General features: G+C 28.5%; 51 protein-coding genes. 3 read left to right on the forward strand and 48 right to left on the reverse strand.

Features of this window, described 5'->3' with window-relative positions:
- Positions 1-3: 3 nt before the first annotated feature.
- The 41 genes from KGF45_RS03180 to KGF45_RS03375 form a co-directional block, all read right to left on the reverse strand.
- Complete coding sequence (locus KGF45_RS03180; RefSeq protein ID WP_227841816.1) at positions 4-1056, reverse strand: major capsid protein; 1053 nt, start codon at positions 1054-1056, stop codon at positions 4-6.
- A gap of 7 nt (positions 1057-1063) precedes the next feature.
- Entirely contained in the window at positions 1064-1417 is a 354-nt protein-coding gene (locus KGF45_RS03185) for a hypothetical protein (RefSeq protein ID WP_227841817.1), read from the reverse strand.
- A 20-nt stretch (positions 1418-1437) separates the two neighbouring features.
- Positions 1438-2085, reverse strand: a complete 648-nt coding sequence (locus KGF45_RS03190) for a phage scaffolding protein (protein WP_227841818.1) — start codon at positions 2083-2085, stop codon at positions 1438-1440.
- Positions 2079-2405 carry a hypothetical protein gene (locus tag KGF45_RS03195; protein ID WP_227841819.1) on the reverse strand — a complete coding sequence of 109 codons (327 nt, stop codon included), beginning with the start codon at positions 2403-2405 and terminating at the stop codon, positions 2079-2081. Before KGF45_RS03195 ends, KGF45_RS03190 begins: the two co-directional genes overlap by 7 nt.
- Positions 2406-2474: 69 nt before the next feature.
- On the reverse strand, positions 2475-2627 hold the full coding sequence (locus KGF45_RS03200; RefSeq protein ID WP_021370617.1) for a hypothetical protein: 153 nt from the start codon (positions 2625-2627) through the stop codon (positions 2475-2477).
- Between the two features lies 1 nt (position 2628).
- Positions 2629-4248 (reverse strand): hypothetical protein, encoded by a 1620-nt coding sequence (locus KGF45_RS03205; protein ID WP_227841820.1) that lies wholly within the window; start codon positions 4246-4248, stop codon positions 2629-2631.
- A gap of 12 nt (positions 4249-4260) precedes the next feature.
- On the reverse strand, positions 4261-5766 hold the full coding sequence (locus tag KGF45_RS03210) for a phage portal protein (protein ID WP_227841821.1): 1506 nt from the start codon (positions 5764-5766) through the stop codon (positions 4261-4263).
- Complete coding sequence (locus KGF45_RS03215; RefSeq protein WP_227841822.1) at positions 5766-7118, reverse strand: PBSX family phage terminase large subunit; 1353 nt, start codon at positions 7116-7118, stop codon at positions 5766-5768. The genes KGF45_RS03210 and KGF45_RS03215 overlap by 1 nt, the downstream gene beginning before the upstream one ends.
- Positions 7108-7833 (reverse strand): phage terminase small subunit, encoded by a 726-nt coding sequence (terS, locus tag KGF45_RS03220; protein ID WP_227841823.1) that lies wholly within the window; start codon positions 7831-7833, stop codon positions 7108-7110. Before terS ends, KGF45_RS03215 begins: the two co-directional genes overlap by 11 nt.
- Positions 7834-7892: 59 nt before the next feature.
- Positions 7893-8564 (reverse strand): hypothetical protein, encoded by a 672-nt coding sequence (locus tag KGF45_RS03225; protein ID WP_227841824.1) that lies wholly within the window; start codon positions 8562-8564, stop codon positions 7893-7895.
- Positions 8565-8649: 85 nt separating this feature from the next.
- Positions 8650-9057, reverse strand: coding sequence for a hypothetical protein (locus KGF45_RS03230; RefSeq protein ID WP_227841825.1), 408 nt, complete (start codon positions 9055-9057; stop codon positions 8650-8652).
- 231 nt (positions 9058-9288) lie between these two features.
- Entirely contained in the window at positions 9289-9423 is a 135-nt protein-coding gene (locus KGF45_RS20020) for a hypothetical protein (RefSeq protein ID WP_255615488.1), read from the reverse strand.
- A gap of 451 nt (positions 9424-9874) precedes the next feature.
- On the reverse strand, positions 9875-10381 hold the full coding sequence (locus KGF45_RS03235; RefSeq protein WP_227841826.1) for a hypothetical protein: 507 nt from the start codon (positions 10379-10381) through the stop codon (positions 9875-9877).
- 153 nt (positions 10382-10534) lie between these two features.
- Positions 10535-11389 carry an ORF6C domain-containing protein gene (locus KGF45_RS03240; RefSeq protein ID WP_227841827.1) on the reverse strand — a complete coding sequence of 285 codons (855 nt, stop codon included), beginning with the start codon at positions 11387-11389 and terminating at the stop codon, positions 10535-10537.
- 101 nt (positions 11390-11490) lie between these two features.
- Entirely contained in the window at positions 11491-11934 is a 444-nt protein-coding gene (locus KGF45_RS03245; RefSeq protein ID WP_227841828.1) for a RusA family crossover junction endodeoxyribonuclease, read from the reverse strand.
- Between the two features lie 17 nt (positions 11935-11951).
- Positions 11952-12167: a DUF3850 domain-containing protein gene (locus KGF45_RS03250; RefSeq protein ID WP_227841829.1), complete on the reverse strand. Its 216-nt coding sequence runs from the start codon at positions 12165-12167 to the stop codon at positions 11952-11954.
- 10 nt (positions 12168-12177) lie between these two features.
- Positions 12178-12354 (reverse strand): hypothetical protein, encoded by a 177-nt coding sequence (locus KGF45_RS03255; protein ID WP_227841830.1) that lies wholly within the window; start codon positions 12352-12354, stop codon positions 12178-12180.
- Between the two features lie 93 nt (positions 12355-12447).
- Complete coding sequence (locus KGF45_RS03260; RefSeq protein WP_009894720.1) at positions 12448-12756, reverse strand: hypothetical protein; 309 nt, start codon at positions 12754-12756, stop codon at positions 12448-12450.
- Between the two features lie 2 nt (positions 12757-12758).
- Positions 12759-12920, reverse strand: a complete 162-nt coding sequence (locus KGF45_RS03265; RefSeq protein WP_077726723.1) for a hypothetical protein — start codon at positions 12918-12920, stop codon at positions 12759-12761.
- Positions 12917-13642 (reverse strand): phosphoadenosine phosphosulfate reductase family protein, encoded by a 726-nt coding sequence (locus KGF45_RS03270; RefSeq protein WP_227841831.1) that lies wholly within the window; start codon positions 13640-13642, stop codon positions 12917-12919. The genes KGF45_RS03265 and KGF45_RS03270 overlap by 4 nt, the downstream gene beginning before the upstream one ends.
- 4 nt (positions 13643-13646) lie before the next feature.
- Positions 13647-13886 (reverse strand): hypothetical protein, encoded by a 240-nt coding sequence (locus KGF45_RS03275; protein ID WP_227841832.1) that lies wholly within the window; start codon positions 13884-13886, stop codon positions 13647-13649.
- A 95-nt stretch (positions 13887-13981) separates the two neighbouring features.
- The gene (locus KGF45_RS03280; RefSeq protein WP_227841833.1) at positions 13982-14230 is read right to left on the reverse strand and encodes a hypothetical protein; all 249 of its coding nucleotides are present in this window, start codon (positions 14228-14230) and stop codon (positions 13982-13984) included.
- Entirely contained in the window at positions 14230-14553 is a 324-nt protein-coding gene (locus tag KGF45_RS03285; RefSeq protein ID WP_227841834.1) for a hypothetical protein, read from the reverse strand. Before KGF45_RS03285 ends, KGF45_RS03280 begins: the two co-directional genes overlap by 1 nt.
- A gap of 19 nt (positions 14554-14572) precedes the next feature.
- Positions 14573-14761, reverse strand: a complete 189-nt coding sequence (locus KGF45_RS03290; RefSeq protein ID WP_227841835.1) for a hypothetical protein — start codon at positions 14759-14761, stop codon at positions 14573-14575.
- Between the two features lie 115 nt (positions 14762-14876).
- Positions 14877-15116: a hypothetical protein gene (locus KGF45_RS03295; protein ID WP_227841836.1), complete on the reverse strand. Its 240-nt coding sequence runs from the start codon at positions 15114-15116 to the stop codon at positions 14877-14879.
- A complete protein-coding gene (locus tag KGF45_RS03300; RefSeq protein WP_227841837.1) occupies positions 15116-15289 on the reverse strand; it encodes a DUF3797 domain-containing protein in 174 nt (57 codons plus the stop codon). Before KGF45_RS03300 ends, KGF45_RS03295 begins: the two co-directional genes overlap by 1 nt.
- 31 nt (positions 15290-15320) lie before the next feature.
- A complete protein-coding gene (locus tag KGF45_RS03305; RefSeq protein ID WP_021360304.1) occupies positions 15321-15515 on the reverse strand; it encodes a hypothetical protein in 195 nt (64 codons plus the stop codon).
- A gap of 22 nt (positions 15516-15537) precedes the next feature.
- On the reverse strand, positions 15538-15690 hold the full coding sequence (locus KGF45_RS03310; protein WP_227841838.1) for a hypothetical protein: 153 nt from the start codon (positions 15688-15690) through the stop codon (positions 15538-15540).
- Positions 15659-16015: a hypothetical protein gene (locus tag KGF45_RS03315; RefSeq protein ID WP_227841839.1), complete on the reverse strand. Its 357-nt coding sequence runs from the start codon at positions 16013-16015 to the stop codon at positions 15659-15661. Before KGF45_RS03315 ends, KGF45_RS03310 begins: the two co-directional genes overlap by 32 nt.
- A 3-nt stretch (positions 16016-16018) precedes the next feature.
- Entirely contained in the window at positions 16019-16369 is a 351-nt protein-coding gene (locus KGF45_RS03320) for a hypothetical protein (protein WP_227841840.1), read from the reverse strand.
- Between the two features lie 11 nt (positions 16370-16380).
- Positions 16381-16638, reverse strand: coding sequence for a hypothetical protein (locus tag KGF45_RS03325; protein ID WP_227841841.1), 258 nt, complete (start codon positions 16636-16638; stop codon positions 16381-16383).
- Between the two features lie 71 nt (positions 16639-16709).
- The gene (locus KGF45_RS03330; protein WP_227841842.1) at positions 16710-16964 is read right to left on the reverse strand and encodes a hypothetical protein; all 255 of its coding nucleotides are present in this window, start codon (positions 16962-16964) and stop codon (positions 16710-16712) included.
- A 74-nt stretch (positions 16965-17038) separates the two neighbouring features.
- Entirely contained in the window at positions 17039-17446 is a 408-nt protein-coding gene (locus tag KGF45_RS03335; protein WP_077745233.1) for a single-stranded DNA-binding protein, read from the reverse strand.
- Positions 17447-17462: 16 nt separating this feature from the next.
- Positions 17463-17636, reverse strand: a complete 174-nt coding sequence (locus KGF45_RS03340) for a hypothetical protein (protein WP_021369343.1) — start codon at positions 17634-17636, stop codon at positions 17463-17465.
- A gap of 59 nt (positions 17637-17695) precedes the next feature.
- Entirely contained in the window at positions 17696-18649 is a 954-nt protein-coding gene (locus KGF45_RS03345; RefSeq protein ID WP_227841843.1) for a DnaD domain protein, read from the reverse strand.
- Positions 18650-18657: 8 nt separating this feature from the next.
- The gene (locus KGF45_RS03350) at positions 18658-19257 is read right to left on the reverse strand and encodes an ERF family protein (RefSeq protein ID WP_227842010.1); all 600 of its coding nucleotides are present in this window, start codon (positions 19255-19257) and stop codon (positions 18658-18660) included.
- Positions 19250-19531, reverse strand: a complete 282-nt coding sequence (locus KGF45_RS03355; RefSeq protein ID WP_227841844.1) for a hypothetical protein — start codon at positions 19529-19531, stop codon at positions 19250-19252. Before KGF45_RS03355 ends, KGF45_RS03350 begins: the two co-directional genes overlap by 8 nt.
- Positions 19532-19612: 81 nt before the next feature.
- A complete protein-coding gene (locus KGF45_RS03360) occupies positions 19613-19927 on the reverse strand; it encodes a hypothetical protein (RefSeq protein ID WP_227841845.1) in 315 nt (104 codons plus the stop codon).
- A gap of 11 nt (positions 19928-19938) precedes the next feature.
- On the reverse strand, positions 19939-20166 hold the full coding sequence (locus tag KGF45_RS03365) for a hypothetical protein (protein WP_227841846.1): 228 nt from the start codon (positions 20164-20166) through the stop codon (positions 19939-19941).
- A 134-nt stretch (positions 20167-20300) separates the two neighbouring features.
- Positions 20301-20630: a helix-turn-helix domain-containing protein gene (locus tag KGF45_RS03370; protein WP_227841847.1), complete on the reverse strand. Its 330-nt coding sequence runs from the start codon at positions 20628-20630 to the stop codon at positions 20301-20303.
- A 16-nt stretch (positions 20631-20646) separates the two neighbouring features.
- Complete coding sequence (locus KGF45_RS03375) at positions 20647-20844, reverse strand: helix-turn-helix domain-containing protein (protein ID WP_107571652.1); 198 nt, start codon at positions 20842-20844, stop codon at positions 20647-20649.
- Between the two features lie 58 nt (positions 20845-20902).
- On the opposite strand from KGF45_RS03375, the gene KGF45_RS03380 reads away from it, so the two are divergent.
- A complete protein-coding gene (locus KGF45_RS03380; protein WP_227841848.1) occupies positions 20903-21055 on the forward strand; it encodes a hypothetical protein in 153 nt (50 codons plus the stop codon).
- Here KGF45_RS03380 and KGF45_RS03385 read toward each other — a convergent pair.
- The 3 genes from KGF45_RS03385 to KGF45_RS03395 are packed head-to-tail and all read right to left on the reverse strand — an operon-like array spanning position 21045 to position 22209.
- Positions 21045-21230 (reverse strand): hypothetical protein, encoded by a 186-nt coding sequence (locus KGF45_RS03385; RefSeq protein WP_077738295.1) that lies wholly within the window; start codon positions 21228-21230, stop codon positions 21045-21047. The two genes, KGF45_RS03380 and KGF45_RS03385, sit on opposite strands and share 11 nt — an antisense overlap.
- A gap of 54 nt (positions 21231-21284) precedes the next feature.
- Positions 21285-22037 carry a BRO family protein gene (locus KGF45_RS03390; RefSeq protein WP_227841849.1) on the reverse strand — a complete coding sequence of 251 codons (753 nt, stop codon included), beginning with the start codon at positions 22035-22037 and terminating at the stop codon, positions 21285-21287.
- Positions 22030-22209 (reverse strand): hypothetical protein, encoded by a 180-nt coding sequence (locus KGF45_RS03395; protein ID WP_227841850.1) that lies wholly within the window; start codon positions 22207-22209, stop codon positions 22030-22032. Before KGF45_RS03395 ends, KGF45_RS03390 begins: the two co-directional genes overlap by 8 nt.
- A 135-nt stretch (positions 22210-22344) precedes the next feature.
- Here KGF45_RS03395 and KGF45_RS03400 point away from each other — a divergent pair, with 135 nt between their 5' ends.
- Positions 22345-22524: an Arc family DNA-binding protein gene (locus tag KGF45_RS03400; protein WP_009901705.1), complete on the forward strand. Its 180-nt coding sequence runs from the start codon at positions 22345-22347 to the stop codon at positions 22522-22524.
- Between the two features lies 1 nt (position 22525).
- Here the strand turns inward: KGF45_RS03400 and KGF45_RS20025 are convergent, their stop codons facing one another.
- The 3 genes from KGF45_RS20025 to KGF45_RS03410 are packed head-to-tail and all read right to left on the reverse strand — an operon-like array spanning position 22526 to position 23706.
- A complete protein-coding gene (locus KGF45_RS20025; RefSeq protein WP_255618323.1) occupies positions 22526-22654 on the reverse strand; it encodes a hypothetical protein in 129 nt (42 codons plus the stop codon).
- Between the two features lie 55 nt (positions 22655-22709).
- A complete protein-coding gene (locus tag KGF45_RS03405; protein ID WP_227841851.1) occupies positions 22710-23477 on the reverse strand; it encodes a phage antirepressor KilAC domain-containing protein in 768 nt (255 codons plus the stop codon).
- On the reverse strand, positions 23470-23706 hold the full coding sequence (locus tag KGF45_RS03410) for a helix-turn-helix transcriptional regulator (RefSeq protein ID WP_066024923.1): 237 nt from the start codon (positions 23704-23706) through the stop codon (positions 23470-23472). The genes KGF45_RS03405 and KGF45_RS03410 overlap by 8 nt, the downstream gene beginning before the upstream one ends.
- A gap of 145 nt (positions 23707-23851) precedes the next feature.
- Here KGF45_RS03410 and KGF45_RS03415 point away from each other — a divergent pair, with 145 nt between their 5' ends.
- Positions 23852-24217, forward strand: a complete 366-nt coding sequence (locus KGF45_RS03415) for a helix-turn-helix domain-containing protein (RefSeq protein WP_009894674.1) — start codon at positions 23852-23854, stop codon at positions 24215-24217.
- A gap of 14 nt (positions 24218-24231) precedes the next feature.
- Here the strand turns inward: KGF45_RS03415 and KGF45_RS03420 are convergent, their stop codons facing one another.
- The gene (locus tag KGF45_RS03420) at positions 24232-24372 is read right to left on the reverse strand and encodes a hypothetical protein (protein WP_009894673.1); all 141 of its coding nucleotides are present in this window, start codon (positions 24370-24372) and stop codon (positions 24232-24234) included.
- Positions 24373-24695 lie beyond the last annotated feature (323 nt).

The raw sequence follows: 24695 nt of genomic DNA on the forward strand, positions 1-24695 counted from the left end.
TTTTTAAGATGCTACTGTAGCAAAGAAACAATCATCTGCTCGTTCAAAACTTGGTATTCCTACCATAGACACTTTTGTGTCGATTGCAACAGGATCTTCCTTAACCATAGTTGTAATCGCTATACCAGTTTTTACAACTTGTGTATCTAACTTTCCACTACCATATTGACTGTCAAATTCTTCTGGAGTAGTACCAAATATAGTTTTACCTATAGAACCTTTTGGAATCAAGGATACAAGATTATCTTCATAATAACTCATAGGATTACCTTTCTCATTTAAGAAAGTTCCATTTAGAATCGCTACTTCTAAATCTAACTTTTTCTTTAAAAATGAAATATAATCTTCATCAGTAATTATAATTTCTCCAAAGCTTCTAGTTTTCAAATCTTTTGTTATAGCTTCATTTTGAGTTATATATCCGAAGGTCTTTTCAGTTAATAACATTCTTGTTGGTTTTTCTAAGCCTTCATTAACAAATACTTTTTGCCATCTTTTTATATCTCCCACTATATCAGCTTTAGAATCACTCCACATTGCACTTCCTGTTAAAACTTCTTTGTGGTTAGTTGGTATATCATAATCAACAACAACATCTCCATCATCAGTTATCATTTCTATTTCACCTTTTTGCATCAATTGCGCTCTCATTCTTGTCATTTGTACTCCTGCTCCATCAACTAGATTCGCATAATTTTCAAAAACTGTTTTAGTCAAAAATTCTACTAAATTTTGATTGTTAGCTGTTTGATATATAGTTAATTGTCTTCTGTCATTTTCATCAATTCCAACAGCTTCTTTAAAGAATGGCATTTCTTTTTTCTCTATAGATACATCTGCTTTTAATGCTCTCACCTTTGCTGCTGAATTAAATGTACTCATTCTTAATGCAACTGGATTTTTCTTACTACCCTTCGCTATCTCTATCTCTGTAGATAGCTGCTTTGTTACTGGAAATAAAGCTTCATCAATAGTTACTCTTGGTGGTAAATTTTTAATATATAAAGCTATTTCCTTTGAATTTATAAAGTTTTTTAATTCCATTAGTATTTTCATCCTCCTATTATATAAATAATATTCTTCCTGCTACTGCTTTTTCAGCTTCAGCAGTTATTTCTTCATTTGTGTATTCTTTTAATCTAGCTTTATTAAGAAAGCCATGTACTAATATTGGTAATATTTCTGTTCCTTCTGAATCATTAAAATCAACTTCATTAAATAGCACACCATAAGTTGTTGCATCATTTGCAGGTAACCCAGCACTATTTACCAAAGTACCTGCTGGTAATACTCCATCAACTAATTTACTTTGTACATCAGTCTTTTTTACCTTGAAATTTAAATTGATATGATGTTCCCCTGCTATATCTCTAATGTCTTTTTTACCTACAGAAATGGTTTTTGAGCTTTGTCTCATCTTTTATTCCTCCTTATATTTTATTTAAAAAAGCTGTCTAGTTTTTCTGTAGCCTTACTTGCTTCTGCTTTTTCAGCCGCTAATCTTTCTCCTAGACTCTTTTTCTCACTTCCTTCTACACTTGATGTAGTAGAACCTAAGCTATCAAGTGGTTTACCATCTATTTTTATTTTTATATTTTCTTTATCTTTAAATAAATAACTATCACTTTCTTGATAAGCTTTTATCTGTTCATCTAATCCAATGAAATTACCATCAATTAATTTAACATTTTCTTTATTTATCAGTGCTGCCAAAGCTTTTGGATTTCGAGGGTTATAACTTTCAATCGCTCTTTCAAAAGCTGTATTAAACTTTAAAACCTCAATTTCTTTTTCTGCATTTTCTTTAATTTCTTTATTTGCATTTTTAAGACTTTCAATTTCATCTGATAACTCTTTGTTATCTTTAACTTTGCCTTGTAAATCATTTAGTTGCTTATCTCTATCCCCTATTTGCTTTTTATACTCTTTAATCTCTTTATTAGCATTTTCTAGTTCTGTCTTTTCAACGTATCTAGGACTTTTAATATTATCTAAAAGAAGCTTATTTTCTTTATCTTTAGATAATTTTTCATAAACTTTTTGTCCTTCTTCATCTCCAAGTAACTTTTTAAAATACTCTAACATTCAATTTCCTCCTTTAATGATTTTCGTAAACTTTTTACTACTTCATTTGTTACAAGATTTAAATCAAACATATTAGGTATTGATATTTCATCTGAAACAAGTTTTATTATATTTTCATTTATTATTAATGTATAATGAGAATTATAATTTTCTCTTAAAAAATCTACTACTGGATTACAAAGGGATTTCAATTTATATAACTCTAACTCTTTCCTTAAAACATTCTTTTCTTTCTTTTCATTATTTAACTTTCCTTGTAAACAGTTTATTTCTTTAGATTCTCTTACTAATGATTTTATTCTTTCTTCTTCTGACTCCATACTTTATACCCTCCTTATAATTAAGCATAATAAAAGCACTCATTAATATTTAATTAATAAGTGCTCACTTTATTTTTGTATCAATTCTTTTAACTTTTCTTTGTACTCAGCATAACTGTTGTATTCGTCATAGTTGAATCCAGGTGCATTTTTACCATACTTTTCTTTATATAATCGTCTCAACTCTAACAGCTTTTTATCTTTTCTCATTTCTTCAAGCAATCTAAATCCCTCCTAACAATTCGTTAAATATTTTATCTAAGCTATTTAAATGTTCTTTAATAAAACTATTTATTTCTTTATTATTCTGATATTTTAGTGTAAATAAATTAGCGAATATTTCTTTCTCTTTATTTCTGTTTTTACTCCAATACTTTTCGCTATGAGTTGCTAATAAATCCTCAAATTCATTATTGGATAATGCTCCTAGTATGTCACTAATAAATTCATTATTGTACAGCTCGTTAGAATTAGTATATATACTTTGCAAGTTTTCAATATTCTTCATAACATATATAGAGCTACTTTCAATAGCTTTTTGGAACTTAATATTATTATAACTCTTAATTTCTTTTATATCAATTCTATGTGCAAACTCATGAAGTAAAGCAGCTTCTTTATTATATGATTTAAATTCCCTGATGTTTGGATTAATACCAACTAAATCAACCTTAGTATAATAAATAAAAGGTATTTTTTGACTATTATCTATTATTATTCTGTTTGGATTTACATACTTATTGATATATTTTTGAACCTGTTTAGGTGCTTTCTTTGACTTATTCTTGATTGAATTAGTAATGTTCTTTTTAATTCTATCCTCTTTACTATTTGCAGTTATTTTATTCTTTTTATTTCTTTGTTTCTTAATGATTGGAGCGCTATTATTTTGATGTATTATACCATCAAACCAACTATCAAGAGTATCATTATCTCCACCCGTTGCCCAATCATTCATCATCTTAGAAGCTTCATTGATTGGTACAATTACTTGAACTGGATAACACAAACAATTAGGGTGTGGAATAGGATACTTTTCGGGTGGAAAAACTCCCTCACCTAACCCAAAACGATTTTGTTCTGCATACTCGTCACATTCATCCTCCCCCCTCCACTTTACTTGTCTAATATAATGTTGTGAGCTTAAATTCCATTTTAGTCCTACGCAGAAAGGATTCTTTATTGCATTTTGAACACTTGTTTCTACAAAGGCATGTGTTATAGAGGTTCTAGCAAGTCTTTGAGCTTGATAAGATATACTTTTATTCATTCCAACTTCTAGCGTTTTAGCTTCTGTTTTTCTAGCTGGATTAACATAATTATCTAAGTTCTTTGCTAAAGTCTTTGCATTAGCACCTCTTGCAACATTAGCTTTTATCAATCTATCAATATCTTTTCTATTTTTATTACTATAGCCCCAAATTCTACTATCTAATGACCTTTTGTCTTTATAAAAGTTACCTGCAACTATTTTTTCCACAACGTTAGTAGTTGTCTTTATACACATAACATCACATGCAAGGTTCATAGCTGTATTTGGAACTATTGATTGATAGTAATACATCTGCAATTCTTTAGATATATTAGAAGCTTCTATTACGCTTTTTTCTGTAATAGGTACTAGTCTTTGTTTTAACTCATTAATGTACTTCTCGATTGATTTATTTAGCTTTTTTAAGTATTTAGTACTTAGATTTAATTCTTTATTCTTAGCAATGTCATTTAAAATGATTTTACTAGCATCTTTGTAGACATTTAATATCTCTAATTGTACTTTTTCATCTAATAATAAAAGCTTTTTTCTAGCTTCAAGAACTTTTTTTGTATAAGAGTTGTCTTTCATATTAATACCTTGTTATTCTTCAGTATTCTTATTAGAATTTTTATTATTAGATTCATTATTTAATTCTTCATCAATATTATCAATCTCTATATCTGCGTCTTTTCTGAACTGGTCTTGCTCTACTGATTGTATTTTTTCAATATCTTCTAATACTTCATTAAAAGATGTTTCATAATCATCATCACTGCCAAAGTCTTTTATATAACTTCTATGACTTCTGACATTATTGTTAACTTCCTCCATTGCTAAACGCTTGTTGTCTTCCTCATCTTCGGGTATTGGGAATTTCTTTTCTAAAACTATTAAATAGTCTAGTTTAGTCCAAGTTTTATCATAGTTATTATAACAATTAAGTTTGTCACACGCTTCGATTATTAAACTAATCAATAATTTAATACCTGGTTCCCAATCATTCCACTTCTCGTAACATCTAGCTATTAAATCATAATAAATATACTTCAAAGCTTTTGCGCTAGGAATGTTAAGAAGCTGTTCGGGCTTTGGAATACTCAATTTATCTGACATACTATCTTCAAGCCTTTTTAAAAACATATTAATTGGTTCAGCACTAGGAAATGAACTTTCAACCCTTTTTGCTTGTGCTTGTTTACCATTTTCGCTTGAATCATTACTTTTTAGTGGCATCAATGCATTAGGAGCTATTTTGGTTTTATTTACAGTTTCCTCAGTAGCATCTATAATAGCAGTCTGACCAAACATTTGAAATCTTAGAGCGTCTGAAAAATCAGAAACCCTTCTGTTAAGTTGATTTTGAAGTTCTTTTAACTGTGTTATGTCACTTTGACCTCTTGTATTTATTAGGTCGCTTTCATTTAAAAATAAGATACATGGTATTTTTGTAAATATTGTATTGCATGTTTCAACACTAATAGGATTACTTAAATCTTTTTCTTTGAACTGTTCTATTTTAAACTTACATACATCATTTTCTAAATAATAAGTATATCTATTGTATAAATTATCATCATCCATTTTACTTATAAATCGAACCACTACAACTTTAGTTAGATTACCTTTCATATCAACTTCATAATTAAAGTCGCTTGAGTCATGATAATATAAACTAATTGGCTCTTTTTTGTTGGCTTCAACTCTCAAAAGTACCCTTTTAGTTACTGTTGCAATCCTAAAAGCTTTTAATGTTTCGCTCCAAAATTTATTATCATCTAATATATCATCAATAAAAATTCTTAAATTCTCACAATCTTCCTTGTCTTTTTTATCTCTAGCTTTAAATAACAAATTAGGTTCTTTTCCTAAAAAAAATCTTGCTTGTTTTTTAATTAATGGCTCTATTTTATTATCAATTAATTGTGTTGGAACATAGTCCAAATCATCATTTACAATCCAACTTTGACCTAACAAGCTTTTATCAAGTTTATTCTTATCTTCTTCACTAATTGCACCTTTGTAAAAAAAATAATCTTCTTTTATTCTTCTCATTTCTTTTTTTTGTTCAGATGTCAAACCAAGCAAAGTATTTTTTACACTATCCACTAGAATATAATTCCTCCTTTCTTATTATATTGATTTTGTATATTATTTTTCTTCAATCCTAAACCTTTGTTATAAATATCATTACTATATTTTAATTCTTTAATATCTGATACCTCATAACCATCAAGTGCATACCATATAGCACTAAATGTATGAGGGTCTATATTAAATTCATCATATATCAAGTTTCCATTTTTATCTGTAGCATATGTTAGGTTCTTTAACTCTTTTATTGTGTGTTTACACTCACTTGAGCAATAAATCTTTTTAAATCTCTTAATCTTCTTAGTATTTTGTAGTCTACTTCCAGCATATTTCTTAGCACCAAATATATTAAAACCTTGTTGTCTAAAATATTTTATAGTCTTAGGTTCAGCAACATCAGCTTTTATTAGTTCTTGAGTATCTTTAAATTCTTTAATATCTTTAACAGTCACATCATCTGTAGTTTGGTTCTTATAATACTCCCAGTAAATATATAGATATTTGTTCTCATGGTCTATAGCTAATCTTAAAAGTGCATTATATGATTTCTCAAATCCAAAATCGAATCCAACTTTATAATATCTTTGTGGTATATTGGATATTTTATTTATAACTTCTTGATGCTCCATAACTTCAAACTGTGGCAATACTTTAGTTCCGTTTACACCAAACCTTCCTTTCCTTGCTATTCTGTATAAGTCGTAGTCATATTCTTTCATTTCATCAAGCTGTTCAATATAACTTTCTGGCAGAAAAAAATTATCATCTGCAACTGAATGATGATAATATGTATTATTCTTTGTTACTATTCTATTTTTATATAACACAGTATCATCTAATACAAATCTGTCTTTTTCTTCATCTCTAAAAAAATGTTTATAGGTCCAGTTATCTTCGCCAATTGGGTTAGTTGAACAAATTATATGATTGGATAAACTGGGGTGTCTTAAACGTCCCAAAAGCTCTTTAAAACCAGTGTATTTAACTTCCGAACACTCTTCTAGCCATATTATAGATACACCATTTATTGATTTCAGTTTAGCTGGATTATCCATTCCTTTAAAAATTATCTTACTTCCATTAGGAAAAATAACTCTCATAGGACTTGTTTTAAATGATAATATATATCCTAAACCCATACTTTCTGCAACTTCTTCTAATAAAGAAAAACAACTATCTCTCATTGTGTCATATACTTCTCTTACCACTAAAGCTTTTCTTTTTTCTTCAAGAAGCTTAATGATTAATTTAGTTGCAACATGATAACTCTTTGAACTTCCATATCCTCCAACCAAAAAATAAAATTTGTAATCCCAGTTAAATATAAAATCATAAAAATGGTCATTAGATATAAATTTACTTTCCATTTTCTCCACTCGCTTTCATAACTCTTACAGTTATTTCTTTGTCTGTATCATCTTTATTTAGGTTATCAACTTCACATTTTAACTTCTCAACTCTAGCTTTCTGCTCCTCTGTAGCCAAATTCCAATCCTTATGAATCATTTCATCATATTGTTTAATTAAACTCCTAAGTTCACTCATAGCCCTACTCTGTGCATTAAGAAAAGATACTTGCCTATCCCATGCAAATTGGAATTCCCATTCATACTCTTCTTCCTGTGAATTAGTAGATGTCTTTTCTGTTTTTCTATCACTAGTTTTAACCTTAGACTTTTTAACTTCCTTAATCATTTCTTCTTTATCTTTAACATACATTATCTTCTGTGCTCTTATTATTGCTGCATATTGTATTGTTATCTGTTCCCAAAGAATATCAAATTTATCTTTGTTTTTTATCTCATTAATTAAGTCTTGGGTTTCTTCGGGTAAGTATTTTGAGAAGAAACCAAACTTTTCAGCATTTTTATTACCAGGTGGACCAGTGGCATTTTTATTACCTATAGGAGCACCTCTCTTTTTGGTTGCAACTTTTTTTGGTTGGTTGCAACCTTTTTGTTTCCAGTATCTAGTTGCCCATGATTTTACAGTTGATAAACTTACATTATGTTTTTCAGCTATTTCCTTGTATTTGAGTCCTTTTAAGTAATCTTCGTGGGCTAAATCTGCCTTTTCATTCATACCACCACCTCGTTTGTTTGTCGTTTTGGGAACAAAAAAAGAACTCCGGTTAGAGTTCTTTAGTTAATATAGTAATTAGTATAGTTACAATTATATTCCTTTTCTTTTTTTTCTATGATTTTTTCTATTTTTTCCTTTTTTACTGTATAATCATCTTTAAGTTCATTAAAACTTTTTTTAGTTGAATTTTTTAACACAAAGAATATTATTATATTTCCTATAGAAAACCCCAAAAATTTTATTATAGTGATATTTATACTTGAAACAGTCAAAAATTCAATTACGACAGCAAGTGCACATAAAAGAGCAAGCAAAATACAAAATACCATAAAAAATATAAAGAAAAAAATTTGAACAAAATCAGAAATACTAGATAATTTACCAAATTTTTTATTTATATTGTTCAAACTTGAATTATAATTCTTCCAGTAATCAACCATTAAAATTTTATGTAGTTTTAATGAATCCTCATTATCAATAATATAGAAGATATAGCTAGGTATATAGCAATTCATTAGGCTATTTTTATCATTTAGAAATTCAATAGAAGATATATTGTTATTTTTTCTATATTTATCAATATAAGGTAGCAATATTTCGTTAAAATACATTTCTTCATAGCTTTCTATCTTTTTCTGACTATTTTTATAAAATGTAATTATAAGTGTTATAGCTGTAGATAACCAACCTAATGATTTTGCAAGTTCTTGTATTTGCCCAAAGTCATCCATATTCATCCCCTCCAAAGTATAAAATTCAACTTCAAAGGTCAATATCCTTCAAAAAGTATTCGACAACTACAAAATAATCAAATTTTCACTTTTTAGAATTATTTTTTAGAGAGTGTATTCCATCCATTAATACTTTAGAATCTATTTTTAAATATTTAGAATACATCCAAACAATTGGACTACGAAGCCTACCTCTAGAGCAAGCAATTATTATCTTTTTACTATTGTTATCGCTAATAGATAGGAGCCTATCTTTTATTTTTTTATGATTTTTTATTAAACCATATAAGACAACAATTCCTGCAATGGGTTTATACCTGTGCAGGAAGTCATATTCTTTTTCATTAATAACAGAGATATTATGTTCTAATTTGGCTATACTACCATATTCTATCGATGTACGTACATCAACAACTACTTCATCAACGATTTCACTATGTTTTATTAGATATTGTGGACATAATTTTTTCATGTATACATCTAAAGTCTGCATAAGTATCTCTCCTTAATTCTTTGCATAATATATTAATTTATTATACTATAAAACAAGTCCACTCTTACAGTCGTTTATTAATATAAATTTATAATTATTCTAAAAATATTTTAAATATATCATAGGATTTATATCTTCTAAATTAAGATAAACTACTTCTCTTTTGTTCAATTTAAGACCTCCTGTTTGAATTTTGAATATAATAAAAGAGCCACCTACAAAGATGACTCTTTAAACTAAACACTCATATTTTTCTTTAAACTCTTTTACAGCTTCATTCCAAACTTCCTGTTCTGTTATTCCTTTTTCTCTTGAAATTCTCTGCGCTATATCTCTAATTAACTCAGCACCTTCTAATATCCCCATATTACCTCACATCCTTTTTTTATTAATTTATACGACAATTAAATTCATTTTCCTTCTTTTAAAAAATAAAAGGCTAAGTTTACCCTAACTCAGCCTTTTATGGGGGAGGTATATATTATGTTGCAAGTTCTAAGAATCGAACTTAGATTAAACACCAGTACCTGCATGTTGAGTGAGGTTACCAAGCCCCACTCCTTTAGACATTTGAATTAAATTCCGTTTTAATCCAGCATATCTACATATAGTGTATTAATACCTTTTGAACATAGTTAGAATTGAACTAACAGCGTCCTCACGCCCTGCCTAGTCTGTTCATATAAGCTAGAGTAATCCCTTAACCCTAGCCTAATATATATTTAGTTTTGAGAGAGAAATCTTTCATTTCCACAATACTATTATCTCATGTCTAAAATTAAAAAAACGGCACATTTTCGGCAATTAAAATCATAAGCTAATTTAGTTTGTAATCTAACATTTCAAATAGAGGTTCTTGCTCCACCATTGCCTTTTTTCCAAACAACGCTATTGATATTGAGTTAATAGCTTGATTAGCTCTTTCTCTTAATTGTCTTTCCTCTAAATATACCTTATCAACCATTAAACTCCATTCTAAACCTTCAACATACTTATAAGTTATAATTTGCTTGTGTATAGGTTTTAAATTCCTTATAGCCATATCTATTGTTGATTTAATTATCTCTATTTCGTACAATTCAATTTCTTTTTCTGTTATTAAGTCTGATATATTAACAATAGCATCCTCAATCATATTACTAGTTTTGTTTGTTTTTCCTGTTTTGACACTATCATAACTTACACCTTTCATTAAATCCCCAACTGAATTATCTTTTAACATTTGTATTTCTTTTTTTAGTTTTATTATATTTGCATTTAATTGTTTATAATTAGAAAGTTGTTTCTTAGTTGCATTAAAAAACTCTTTTTTAGTTTTAGACATACTCACACACTCCTATCAATTATTTATGTTATAATAATATTTGTATATAAAAGTTTTATATTTTTGACAAGTGGAGTGTGAAAGCACTCCTTTTCTCTTTTTAATTAACTATTTGAAGTTTTCCTCTTTAAAGATGAAAAGTCTACTCCTCCTTTAACTTACTATTGATAATTGACTATTTAATAATCTTATTTCTTCTTCAATAACTGTAGGTAACTTATAATTATCTACTATTTCCAGTACCTTATCTAACTGACAACGCTTTATAGCCTTATAACTTTCTACTCCAAATTCTCGCTTAATTTGATGGTATATATCACTATAAACTTTACCTCTTAGAGACTTATTTTTATAAGCCCTACTACCATGTCCACCAAGTGATTTTGTTGCTACTCTCTTAACTTCTTTAACAATACACTCACACTCAACGTTAAAAAGTGGTGCATCATCCATAAAATTCTCTAACTTCTCATTAACACTCTCTATTTTAGTCTCTAAGACTTCTTGTTTCTTATCTAGCATAAATATAGCCTTTAACTCTTTTGATGCACTTAAAAGAGGATTATTTAATTCCTTTCTCATAGAGAAATATCCATCAACTATTTTCTCGTATTGTTCCCAAGCCTTATCATCTTCCAATATCTTTAGTAGTTTTGAATAACCTCTTTCAGATAACAAGTAAATATTTCTTGACTGATTAAAAGATTGTTTACTATATCCAACATCCTCGTAACCTAATCCTTTTGAAGGATTAGCCTTTAAATCACCTAGTCGCTCAGAACGACTCACTTTCAAATCTATAATATCTACATTTGTTTTAAATCTCTTTATATTACTATTAATTAGCTCATTTACATGTTTAAGTTCTCTATTATGTATCTCAGCTATATCCTTTACTAGCATTGCTTTCTTGCCTTTTCCAAATCCACCCTCTATATCATGGAATTTCATTCCCTCAACTTCTAAAGTTCCAAGTACTGTTATTTCTTTATTTATATTTTCATTCATAATCTATCTCTCCTTTGTCATTTGATATATTCTTTATTTAGCTTTTTCACATTTTTATGAAAAACTAAATCTATACTCTAACGAACCGATTTTTTCGTTGGTTAAATAACATCCTCCAACTCAACCTCAACCCTTGGTTTATCACTATAATATTTCTTACTAACTACCTCTACAATTTGAGAATCGTCTTTATAGGCTATACCATTCAAACTATCAGCTACAGACTTGATTATATTATCTAAATCGGGCTTTTTACTTGGTCTTATTAACCCTTCTATCTTGTCTATAGCATCCTTGTAAGCTTTAGTGTTTACCTTATTTTTCTGTAGTGCTTCTCTATCTTTTTTAGTAATGTCAAAGTAACAAATAACTGTCATTTTCACATTTCCATCAAAGAAATGTTTTACTGTAGAGTTATACATGAGTCTAATCCAATTTTCATAAAGTACAGTTTGTTCGGTTGTGTATGCTTTACTAGTCGATGTACTCATTCTAGGACGTGCTTTTGCCTTTGGTTCTCCATCTATTGTAAAATTAACTTTCATTATCTCTCCTTATTTTTTTATTTTATTCCTAACTCAACATAACCATTTCCAAGCTTAATAAAATACTCAACCTCTTTGTTTACTTCAATTCCTGTAAATTTTTTATCCTTAAACGACTGTAATATAACTGTATCTCCAGCTTTAAAATCTGTTGTATATTCTACTTCGATTTGTTTTTTATTCTTGATTACATCTTTAAAAGTACTAGAAGATATTTGCAATTCATGTATCATATAATCACCCTCAAAGTTTATATTTTATTTCTTCTACTTGTATGTTTTCATCATCTGTAAACCATTCTCCAGCACAATCTAGTGATGCTTCTTTAACAGCTAATTTAACAGCATCTTCTTTATTTTCAGCCTTTACATCAACAAATATATCTCCTGTAAATGGTATCTTTACTTTATATTCTTTCATAATTTCCACTCCTTTTATAAGTCAAAGTAAGTCTATAAACTTCTAGTTTCATTCACAAACTTACCTTGACTACTTAAATTATTTAAACCTAGACTATTTGTTTCCTTCACTTTCCATTTTAATTAATAATTCTTTTATTTCAGTAGCTTCTTCTTTTATACATTTAATAGCTAGTTTAATTTCTTCTTTTAAGCGAATATTTAATTCTTTATTTGTAAAAGTAAGCGGTATTTTAGTACCATTTTTTCTTACAATTGATATATTTATTTTTTTACACTCTTCTATTTCCTTTAAATATTCTCTTAATTCTTTTTCATCTTCTTTCGCTCTCTTTATAGCCTCAAGTATAGGAATAACAGCTACTTTATATCCTTCTGGAATATCATTTAAATTTATTTTCATTTTTAAATCTCCTTTTCTAACCAATTTTTATATGTTGTATCACAATCTTTGCTTTCGCAATCTACCTTATCATTTATGCAACTACCACAAATCTCTTTCCCAAATTTCTTATACACTTCTCTTTCATCAAGATTTTTTGACTTGCACATTTCTTTATTAGTCATGTGCTCACCTTCTCTGTTTGAAAGAAACTTATCTGTCTTTCATTTTCTATATCTTCATTACTAAATCGCTTTTCTAAGTCATGCACTGTAGTTCCATTAGCTTTAAAAGTCGTTGGGCTATCTTTGTCTAGTTTAAGCATACCCCCCCACAAATCTGGATAATATCTTCTTAGAGTTCTAAGGCTCTCTAAGCTTTGTTTAGGGCATAAGTAACAACCAGTTCGTTTAAATCTATGATGAATCTCATAGTAAAAACCTTTTTCTTCTAAATACTTTAAGCAATCTTTTTCAGTCATTTTCTCATTGTAAAGTGGTGCTATAAAGTTTTTTTCTAGTCTTTTATATCTATTAGGTTCATCATAAGCAATCCCAATGTACCTCTTATGCTCTCCTAATTTATTAAAATATTTATTAGCAGGAGCAATCTTTAATCTACTATTACACCATGCCCCTAGAGTATATGGAAAACCCCATATCTGCCCCTTACGCTTGCCTTTTTCATTTACTGTATAAAAGTATTCTTCAAAGGTTTTTTCTGCTTTAATTCTTGTTATTTTAAAGTTTATTCTTTTTTCAAAATCATCTATTATGTCATAGATTTCTTTAAATTCTAGTCCTGTGTCTATGAAAACAATCTCATTTAATGGAAGCTTTTTTTCTAATATTAGAAGGAGCATTGCAGCAGAATCTTTTCCTCCACTAAAACTTGCGATATACTTCATAAAATCACTCCTTGCACTCTCTAAATGATTCAACTACCATTTTAGTCTCTCCACTAGTATCTTCTGTAAAATCTATTTGTCTCCCATTAAATTCTCTTATATAATCTGCTATATCATATATTCTTTGGCATTTATGTTCTATACAATCGCAAACATCTTTTATATTTGTTTGTTTTGGTATTTCAACTATAACCTCATGTTCCAAAGTCACTTTTTCCTCAAATTTAATTTTATATTTTTTCATTTTAAATACTCCTTTATTTCAGTTTTGAGAGTCACAAAACACTTCAACAATAATTTATATTAAAAGACATTTTGCAACTCTCTAAACTGTTTCACTTAGATATTTTCTGTATATAAAAATCCTTTTAATCTTTCTATTTTTTTGCTTATTTCATCATTCCAAATTTTTATAGCTCTATCTCTATTTAAAGAAGCAACATAACCAGCACATTTGACATCGAGTCCACTTTTATTAATAACTCTTAAATATTGACTATTCCCTCCTACTTTGAATCTACCTTTTGTTTCTTCTAATATTTCAACTTCTTCTAGCCCTTTTGAGCTACATATATAAAGCTTATTCATTACTCTTCCACCTCATTTTCAACCCATTCTCTAATTCCTGCCCTGCATTTTTTTTCGTCATCAGAAACAAACATACAATCACAAGCACAACAGTCACAAATCTCATGTTCAAACAAAAAGTCTATTAATTTATCCTTAAATCTTTTAGCATTTTCTACTTTCTCTATTTTCCCTTTAATGAATTTTTCATAACAAGTTGGGCATATGTGTTTATCCATCCCAAGTACTCCTTTGCTACAATCCTTTTTGTATAGCTCAATACATTCTCCATTATATTTTTCAAATATTTGCTTACAGAAATCACATTGTATAACTTTACTCATTCTTAAACCCTCCTCTTTTTTATTTCAATAACAATTCATCCAAAAAGTCTAAATACACAGTCAATTCCTCATCTGTCATATTATCTAAGTCTGCTGAACCTGTTCCTATTTCTTTTTCTGCTTCAACAATAAACTCTCTATATGTTTGTGTATTGGGAAACTCAATCTCTACATCACATATTCTTTTATCTAAGTCCTCTTTACTCATTCTTAAACACCTCTTTTATTATCGCAATTTTCACACTCTTTTAGATTCAATCTATACTCATAAACTCTTCCAACTATAAAGCTACTTATTATGAGCACAATACTAGCTAAGATATTCACTTTTCAACATCCTCTCCATCTATATAATGCTTTCTTCTTCTCTTTAAAATGTTTTTGTAACACTTTTTATCACATGTATCAATTTCTTTTGAACAATACTCACACAAATCGTTAGACTGTATAAATTCCATGATACTTTCACATTCTTCACAGTTTTTAGTTCTCAGATGATTCTCATAAACTCTACCAGCTATAAAACTTCCTATTAGTAGTAAAATAGTCGTTGAAATATGCATTATATCTCATCCTTTCTATCATCAATTAATATATTGAACCCACAAGAACATTCTCTATAATATGTGTGTTCTTCAACTATTAATTTACCTTCATTGTTTCCTATCTTGTCATTACCACAATTAGGACAATAGTAATACTTTTCTCCAAGTTTTATAATATCTTTTAATTTCATTTCCTATTTTCTCCTTATTTTCTAAGAATTTTTATAATTTAAGTTCTAATGGATTCTTAAAGTCTAATCTATAGTCATAAAGTGAAAAACCATCTTTATCTTTTGATAATGGATTAAAATCTTCATCTAAGAAGCATGAATTAGTAAAACCATCCCCAATCATATATCCACTTTCAACCTTTGAATTTTCTTCTCTTTTAAACTGTATTCTTGCTAAATACAACATAATCAAGCCTCCTTAATTAAAATTATTTTCCTAATTTAATCTTCAACATCCCCTCATATTCGTATCTACTTAATATTTTTATAGCTGTATCAATAGCTTTATTAACAGAACATTTTTTCTTATTTAATATCTTTTCAGCTAACTTAATTACTTGTTCCACATTTGCCAATACCATCTGTCACCTCTTGAATATATCTAGCTTTCCATCCATTTTTAGAAACCTTACCTGTTCTTGCTAAATGAGCAATATAAACATCTGTAAAATATACGTATTTACTTGCTTCAACAGCAGTATTAAATACTTTAGTTTCTCCAGTCACAATATTAAAACACTCTACTTTTTTACCTTTTCTTCCTTGCCCCTCATCATTTACACGCAAATCAATTACATTTGCTTTTTTATTTCTATCCCTTACTTTTCTTAGATTAAATTCAAACATATCTTCTATATCCTTAGTTCTTTCTAAAAATGTTCCAGCATCTACCCAAATTTTAGCCATATTCTACCACTCCAAATCTTTAAATATTATTTCATAGCTGCACTCACCAGCTTCAATAAATATACCTCTACTATCTTGATAAATATTTTCTACTCCAATAATTCTTAATTCTGAATTCTCAAAGAATAATTTACACATATTGCCTTCTCTTAAATCTCCAAAATCTATAAGACATTCTTTACCTGTTAAAAATGAAAATTCTTTTTCTCTTGTTTCAAAGTTAAAAACACTCACTAATTCCATAACTCTTAACCCTATTCCACAAATCTTACAATATCTAGCATCTTCGCTTATATCTTCATTTCTACATTGATAACAAACACTAATATTGTTTTTTCCTGTCTTTCCCAACATTTCAGCTCTCCTCATTTTAAAATACCTAACATTTTATATTGCATTATTTTTGCTACACCTGCTGATAAATGCAATATCTTAAGCCACAACATTTCTCTTTGTAGATACTCCCATCCAGATACTATTTCAAAAGTCCCTTCATATTTTACTCGCTCAAACGGATTGTCTATTTCTGTACTCTCGAACGTTACTTCTTCAGTTCTTGTACCATTTATCTCAAAACTTCCCTTATCAAATTCTAAGAAGGCTTTCTCACACTCATATTTCACTCTTAGACCTCCAATATTTTAACTTCTAGGAAGTTAATAGTTATATTAACTCCCTAATAATTTTTGTATTTTTAATCACAGAAAGTTCTACTGCAATGTGGGCATCCAGTTATAAGTTCTTTACCAGCTATATTAGCATATCCTTTTGAGTTTCTAGTTTCTTTAAAAAACCTTATCTCATAGTTTTGATAAATATTTCTTCCACATCTACAGCAAATCCCATCCTTTGGCGCAAAATGAGGGTAATCTTTTTTCTTTGCAAATCCTTTTTGTAACTTTATACATTTTGCTATTTCTTTATCCGTTATTTTTACTAATTCATTCATATTATTTACCTCCAATATTTTTTAACTTCTAGGAAGTAATATTGTATAGTTACTCCCTAGACTATTTAACTTAATTAAAAAGGTATATCATCATCGTCTATCGCTTGAAAACCTTGTGGGTCTAATCCTGGTGGTACATATTCTTGTTTAGCATTATTATCATTTTTACTAGAAAGTAGTTCTAAAGCATTTACATTAACCTTAGTAATAGATTTCCAGCAACCATTTTCATCTTTGTAATTATCTATATTTAATTCTCCAAAAGCGTATATCTGTTTACCTTTTGTAAGATACTGTACAAGATTTTCCACATGTTTTCCTAACTGTTCACAAGGTATAAAATCAACTTTCTTTTTTCCTTCTCTATCTTTGTATTTTCTATCTACCGCTACCCTAAATAAAATTTTAGGTGTACCCGAGTTTGGAAGATATTTCAGCTCAGCATCTGCAGCCAATCTCCCAACTAAAGTTATTGTATTCATTTTAATAGCCCCCTTTTTATTTTTCTTCCTGCTCTTCTGTGTACTCAACAAAGTAAGTGTAAGTTGTCTTGCTATTTTGTTTCTCCTTACCTATTCTCACTGTATATCCAGCCTTACCAAGTAATTTCAATAATTCTAATCTATCTTGAATATCTAAACTCCCACATTTCTGTGCATATATTCTTGCCATTTTATACCTCCCCTTTCTAGGAAGTGATAATATAGTATTTACTTCCTAGAAGTTTAATTTTATTTAAATTTTTCCTTCTGACTTTTCTTAATAATGTCGTCTAGCTCATCACTTGTATACTTAGTAAATGTTTCATCAAAATTATGAAAGTTAGTTTTTTTAATTTTACTAGGAGCATTAACAACCTTATTACTAGACTGTTTCTTTTCCTGTTTACTCTTTTTCTTCCTCTCAAATTCATTTTGATACTCTGTAAGTTCTAAACTAGTTTTTACACCTGCTTCTATCCAGTTATTTAATATTGTTTTAATGTATTTATAATTCTTAACTCCACTGCCTACAGCTTCATCAACAGCTCTTATGATAACCTCAGCTTCCATTCCGTCATCTAAATAAGTCATTAGTTGAAGAAAATTATTTGGAGTAATTACACCTATATAAGATTCGTAATATCTTTTTATGTAGACAGTTTTATCTTGTTGAGATTGTTCATCAATAACAGTAGTAATAACATCATTTTCTTTTAAACCTATTTTCTTTTTAATACTATTTTCTTTTATGTTGCCGATTTCCCGACCTCGGTTTTGCCGGCTTCCGGTTTCACCGACTTCGGTTTTACCAGCTTCCGGTTTTACCGGAGTCGGGAAAACGGCACACGGTTGAGATTCAGCATTTTCAACACTTTCAGAATTTACATTTTGAGATGTATCAAAAATATCATATCTATAGCCTTTCATTTGACCTTTTTCATTCTTTATTTGTGTCCTAGTAACAAAACCTTCTTGTATAAGTTCTTTTAAGGCATTGCTTACCTTTGTCTTGCTATCTTTTCTATAGCTTATTAATGATTTTGCATAAACTTTATGACTACCCGACCTTTGAAACCTTAACATTTGAGTGACTACCCCTATAGCTGAATAAGAAAGATTTTCATTGTCGAGTATTGTATTAGGTACTCTTGTAAATGGGTCATCAAAATTTATATGAAAGTATGTTTCGTTGTTAAAATTCAATATATCACCTACTCTTGATTTTGCTTTTCATAAGCATTACAAATTGTGTCATACTCTTGTTTTGTTAAATCTTTTATCTCTTTTCCAAATCTCTTAAATACTTTTTCTTTTAAACTTTCTTTATCAACATTTGCATTACTTGCTATTGCATATAACCTGCTTAACTGTTTGTCGGTTAATATTCTATTACCTTGCTGGGTATTATTAGAATTATTTTTAACTTCATTTTTTCCACTTACTGCGTCAAAACTATCATTCTCAGTTATGTTAAGTAACTGAATGTACAAATATCTAGTCTGATAGGTTTCTATCCCTCCTAGTGCTTGTAATTCATTAGAACCTTTAAGTTGCAAGTCTCGCATTGGAGAAGTGAATACAATCTGTTCTGTGGGGTTTTCTCCATTTATTAATGTTAGTGTTGCGTAGTCATTTGTAAAGGTTATTATAGGGCATAATTTAACTTCTTCAAGTAGTTCAGTTGCTTGTGGTAAAAAGTCTGCTAACTCAAAATATTTAAAGTTAGAGTACTTATTCTCTCCGCTTTTCTTTAATTTCAATTTACTTAATTTGACTCTAACATCCATCAATTTAATATAAATATTATTCACTTCCAACAAGTTCACCCTCCATGTCTCTTATGTTTCTTTTTAAAACTCCTTCCCATCCATCTATATAATCTCCATATAATCCATCTGATTTTTGTTCTTCTAAATCTTTTTTAAACTGCTCTATTGTCCAATTTTCTTTATGCCTTTTTATACAATATTCTAATCCTGCAATACTTCCTAAAGCTTGCTCTGCTTCAATTCCTTCAAATCTAGTAAACTTTAATAAAAATAATCTATCTTCTAAATCTTTAATTATCTCATTTCTTGTTTTCATTTCTTCCCCCTTATGCTATAATATATAATTATTAAATTTATTTTTTGTTTTTTGATTAGAGCCTCACCCTAGGCTCTTTTCTTATATCTGAACATCTATAGGTATATCTCTTTCAATCTCTTCTAAAAACAATTCAAATCTCTTGTAATCCTCGCTTTCCTTATGTTCTTTTGTTTCAATCTCTGTATTTATACCGCCTAGAATATTTTCAACAGCATACTTTACTCTTTGCCATGCAACTATTTCTCCTAGATATTCTCTCATGTGCATATCATCTATTAAATCTCTCTCCTTACTTCTAAGTTCCTCATAAAGCTTACTATTTTTGCTTATCTCTAATTCAGCTAAATCTAATTGGTTTTGCACCATTTTTTTTACTTTTTTTAAACTTTCCATAACAAAGCCTCCTAGTTTAAATTTTCAACTTCATAATCATTATCTTTAATATCTTCCAATGTTAATGCTTGATACTCCATACAACCTTTTTCTTTATCAAAGTACGCTAAATTCAACTCATTTTCTGTTGCTACTACTACAATGCAATCAATTTCAAAACCGAATCTTTTGCAATTTACTTTTACTGCATTTCCTGCTTTGATTCTATCTAAATCAAATTTATCTACTGAACTATTCATTATTAATTCCTCCCTAAAGTTCAAATCTTCTTTGCTTACATTCTTCCATATAAGTTACACGCTCTATGTAAAACCTTGGTGTAGGCACTTTCTTATGTTTTTTTACAAAATCTTAGAAACCATCTTAGAGTCAACTAAATCACCCCCTTTCTCTTTTTCATTACATTCCTATCTTTTAGTGCATTTTTCATTACATATTCTTCAAAAGAAATTAAATCTATCCTATATGAATTACCTATAGGAATTATAGTATATAGGTTTTGTGCTTCTGCTTCTTTTATCATATTTCTTGCAGTCGTGTCTGAAACTTTTAAGTACTCGCGAAATTCTTTTACTGTAACTAAATTCATCCTCTTAATTCCTTCTCTATCTAAAAACATCTTAATGATGTCTGTTGTATCGTCTCTTTGCATTAATTCTTGTACTAAGTCTTTTGTATCTATGAACTGTAATGCTGTACTCACTTTTATCTCACCCTTTCTATCTTCCAACTAGTTCATCTAATGTAATGTCTAGATAGTCAGCTAATTTTATCAATGTATCTATAGTTGGATTTTTATTTTCTCCTCTTAAAATTGCATATAAATTTCCTGAATCTACTCCTATTTCTTTCGCTAATTTCCACGCTTTTAAATTTCTATCTCTTAAAATTTTATTTATGTTGTCATTAATTGCCATTATTTTCCTCCTTTGATATACTATATTTGTAGGATAAATCCTATAAATATATTTAAAGGTGGTGATACCTATAGCTAAAAATACTAAACAAACGAGTAAAACTGTTGCTTCTAAGGCTAGCAAGATTCTTAAAGACGGAAGATATAGTGCTGCTTCCAAATCGGTTGCTGGTAGTGCTCTATCACAAACTAAGAAAGGCCCTAGAAAGTAGTCTTTCTTTTGACTTCTAATGATAATATGAACTCTTTATTTATTAGAAGTTCCTGCTTACCATCAATAACCTTTACCATATTTGATGGTAAGCATTCTCCTTTATTTTCAAATTCTTTGAGCTCTATGTTCTCGAATTCTTCACCTGTTGCTAGTACTAATTTTTTAATGTTCATTTAACCACCTCTTTTTGAATATTCTGTATTTAATTTTCAAAGTGCTAGTTTTATCTAGTTATCAAAACTACTTAAAGCTTTTTTTATAATAGGTATCACATTTTCATAATATCTAAAAGTTGTAACTTGTTTATTTGAATGTTTAGCCTTATCCCAAACCTTAATGCCATATTCATCTGTTTTCAAATTATAAGCATTTGCTAGACTTCCAACTTTATTAGCTGAAACTCCTAATATTTTACCTATTTCTGTAGCTGAATAAGTTTTTTCATTTGCTACAGGTAATGGTATTAATGCTTCTCCATACAGTTGTTCTGTTGCTTTAGAATACATAATCTGTTTATACTCTTTTATGTCTACATTTTCTGCTATCTCTAGATATATCTTTGCTTCCCTTGCCCTTGCATTTTTTAATCTAGCTTGAGCATTCATGTATTTTATTTCTGATTCATCTTTAGTATCCTTAGTTTTTCTACTATTGTATGTGCCTGTTTTACGAATAGATGGTAATACTTCATCAAATACCCAACTCTCAAATTTTTCTGCATTTGGTAATTCACTATTAGAAATAAGCCTATACATATCGCCTTCCGGTATAATATTTACCTTCAAAACTTTAGAATTACTTTGTGGATGAGGTATGTCGCATTTCGCTACCCACTTACAATGTTTCTTAACTGCATCTCTAGTGTTAGAGTAACCAAGAGCTTTTGCTATATCTGTTGCTACAAAATACGGTTTACCATCAATTTCAATAGTTCTTATCTCACCAAAATTGTAATTTTTAAATATTTGTAGATTATTCATACTTTCCATCCTCCTTATGACTATTTTTATATTCAGATAAATCAAACTCTTTCCATAAAATATCTATTATAAATGAGTTTTTAGTTAATCCTAAGTATTTTGATTTTCTTGTTATTTCTTCATTTAATTTTTCAGGCATCCTAACAGTTATTCTCTTTTTATTTGAGTTCATTTTGCCGTCAACTCCTTTCTTGTTTTAATAATAACACGCCGTCTTTATGCCGTCAATATAATTTATAGATTTTCTACAAATTATTTTTATGATATAATAATGACATCATTTAGACTTTAAAAAGGAGGTATTATTATGTCATCTACATTGCCTAAATACACTTTAAGAATAAATAAAATTTTACTTGAAAAAATTAAGTATATTGCTGAAAGTGAAGGTCGCTCTGCTAATAAAGAGATTGAACAACTAATAAAAAAACATATCGAAGATTATGAACAAAGAAAAGGAGAAATTAAAGTTAGTATTGAAGAATAAATTATATATGGTTGCTAATCACTAATAGTATGTACTCATTTACTGACATACCTTTTTGATTAGCTTTTTCTTTGCATTTATTATATAATTCTTCTGTAATACTCAAAGTATATTTCTTTTTATTATTCATGTAGTCGCTTCCTTTCTGAATATTCTGTATTTAATTTTCAAGGTGCTGTCATGATTTAACTTAACATTGATAATTGTTCTTCTTCTTCCTTTAATAATCTTTTTAGAATGTACTCTTGACCTTTTCCTGTAACTCTTGTTGTTCTATAAGTAAATACACCAGTTGATGTTTCTCTAGTACCTTCTACAGTTTCTAAATAACCTTTTTCCACTGCAAATTGTTTTGGTTCAGTTGAATTTTTAAATACCAAACCCCATATTCTTAATTTTTCATATAGCCTTTTTTCACCGATTATTATCCCGTTACTTTTAGAGATTACTTTTGCTACCTCTCTCACAAGTAGACTATTTTTTGAGGATGCTATTTGATTGATAAATCTATTTTTTTCTTCCAGTTCTCTATTTTTACTTTCTATTTTCCTTTGAGCTACTTGTAATGCTCTTGCCATGATTTCGTCATCTGACATATTATTTGTTGTATATATATATCCTCCTGTCTTTCTTATTGATGGTAGAACTTCATCTGTAACCCAATCTTGAAATCTCTCTGCTTCTTCTTTTCTTGATTTAAATATTAATTTATATACTCCACTTTCAGTAAGAAAATTTTCTCCCGCATTATTTAATTTTCGGATGTGACTATTAGTCACAACTGAATTAGTCAACTTAATCACTTGGTTCTCATTCATTCTAGTAATTGCTTTTCTAACTCCTTCATTACTAATTCCCAAGCAATTTCCACAATGGTATGGATTGAATAATATTTTTCCATTAAACTCAAATACTTCTACTTGCTTATCCTCGAACATCATTAAGTTACTCATATTTTTCAACTCCTTTTTTCTTTAATGTACTTTTAGTACAGTTACTTTTCAAAAAAATATACTCTATTGAAGTATTGAAATAAGCTGCTATTTTCACAGCTGTATTTAGAGACGGTACTCTTTCGCCATTCTCTAAGAAAGCTATATACCTACTTGTAAGACCTAATTCAGCTCCTAACTGATTTCTACTTAGTCCTTTTTGTATTCTAAAATCTTTTAGTTTATTCATTTTTTTCACCTTCTTTTACTTTATCTTATGTACTAATAGTACAGTACTATTAGTACATTGTCAATAGCTTTTTTAAAAAAAATGAGCTATAATTGATAATTAAGAACTAATAGTTCAATATAAATTAAAAAGGTGGCTAAATAACATGATTGGATATAGAATAAAGGAATTAAGAAAAGAAAAAGATATTACTCAAAAAGAACTTGCAACTTTTTTAGGTCTTACTCCTAAGATGATTTCTTTTTATGAGAAGGAAGAAAGATTTCCTCCACATGACATAATTTTAAAATTATCAGATTTTTTTAATGTATCTACAGATTACTTGCTTGGAAAGGTCAATGTAAAAAATATAGACAATCTTAGTGAGTTAGAGCTAATTGAAAATCTAAATTTCTCTGATGATATAAAAGAAGCTTTAAAACTAATTAGCGAATTAAGTCCTTCTAGTCAAGAAAAAATGTTCAAAATAGCAAAAGTATTTCTTGAAGAAGAACTTAATGAGAAAAAATAAGAAAGAGAAGAAAACTATTCTCTTTCTTTTTTATTTTCTTGTTTATAATATTCTTTTAATAATTCTATGTACTTTTCTAACTTCTCACTATTATTTTCTCTTAATTTGTTCAATGTATCCCCTGTGTCAATTAGTAGTTTTTTTGATTTTTCCACACGCCTTCCCCCTACTATCAGAACTTACGTTCTTATTTTTAGTCAAAATTCCCCAATGAATTTTAATAAAATATAACTATGTATTTTCATTTCTAGAAATGTTTTTTAATTATTCAGAATTGTGTTTAGATAATTATCTTACCTTTATAATAATACTTTTATTTTTTAAATGCAATAAAAAAAGCGTAATTGTAATAAAAAAATCGAAATTTGTAGAGAGTTGGAAGTTTTTTCCATTCTTATATATTATTAATCGTCTTTTTAATTATATTTTTTTGTATTTTCTTACTTATATAATATTTTTTATTATTTAATTTTAAAAT

This window comes from Clostridioides sp. ZZV14-6154, from assembly GCF_020657785.1.
Taxonomy (GTDB): domain Bacteria; phylum Bacillota; class Clostridia; order Peptostreptococcales; family Peptostreptococcaceae; genus Clostridioides.